Genomic DNA, 1,016 nt, shown 5'->3' with positions numbered 1-1,016 from the left:
GGAGCCTCAGCAGTGGCCAGGTCCAGGGGGAAGTTGTGAGCATTGCGCTCGTGCATCACTTCCATACCCAGGTTCGCCCGGTTGATGACGTCAGCCCAGGTGCCAATCACTCGTCCCTGAGAATCCAGGATGGACTGGTTGAAGTTGAACCCGTTCAGGTTGAACGCCATCGTGCTGATGCCGAGGGCGGTGAACCAGATGCCAATCACAGGCCACGCACCCAGGAAGAAGTGCAGCGAACGGCTGTTGTTGAAGCTGGCGTATTGGAAAATGAGACGACCGAAGTAGCCGTGGGCCGCAACGATGTTGTAGGTCTCTTCTTCTTGGCCAAACTTGTAGCCGTAGTTCTGAGACTCGGTCTCGGTGGTCTCACGCACCAGAGAAGAAGTCACCAGTGAACCGTGCATGGCGGAAAACAGGGAGCCACCGAACACACCGGCCACACCCAGCATGTGGAAGGGGTGCATCAGAATGTTGTGCTCTGCCTGGAACACCAGCATGAAGTTGAAGGTGCCCGAGATACCCAGGGGCATGCCGTCGGAGAACGAACCTTGGCCCAGGGGGTAAATCAGGAACACAGCGGTCGCAGCCGCCACGGGGGCAGAGTAGGCGACGCAGATCCAGGGGCGCATGCCCAGGCGGTAGCTCAGTTCCCACTCACGACCCATGTAGCAGAAGACGCCGATGAGGAAGTGGAAAATCACCAACTGGTAGGGGCCACCGTTGTACAGCCACTCATCCAGGGAAGCGGCTTCCCAGATGGGGTAGAAGTGCAGACCGATAGCGTTAGACGAGGGCACAACCGCACCGGAGATGATGTTGTTGCCGTACATCAAAGAGCCAGCCACGGGCTCACGGATGCCGTCGATGTCGACGGGAGGGGCGGCGATGAACGCAACTACGAAGCAGGCGGTAGCAGCTAGCAGCGTGGGAATCATCAGTACGCCGAACCAGCCTACATACAGGCGGTTCTCGGTGCTGGTGACCCACTGGCAAAACTGCTCCCACAGGGAGGC

The 1,016-nt window shown here is 59.0% G+C and carries 1 protein-coding gene; it reads right to left on the bottom strand.

Annotation, left to right across the window (positions count from 1 at the left end):
• Window positions 1-1,016, bottom strand: a 1,016-nt coding sequence (gene psbA, locus ACQ4N7_RS30320) for a photosystem II q(b) protein (RefSeq protein WP_430715137.1), incomplete at both ends; no start/stop codon positions are given.

Origin of the sequence: Nodosilinea sp. AN01ver1 (assembly GCF_050565655.1) — a bacterium.
GTDB lineage: Bacteria > Cyanobacteriota > Cyanobacteriia > Phormidesmidales > Phormidesmidaceae > Nodosilinea.
This window is presented reverse-complemented; position numbering and strand designations above follow the sequence as displayed.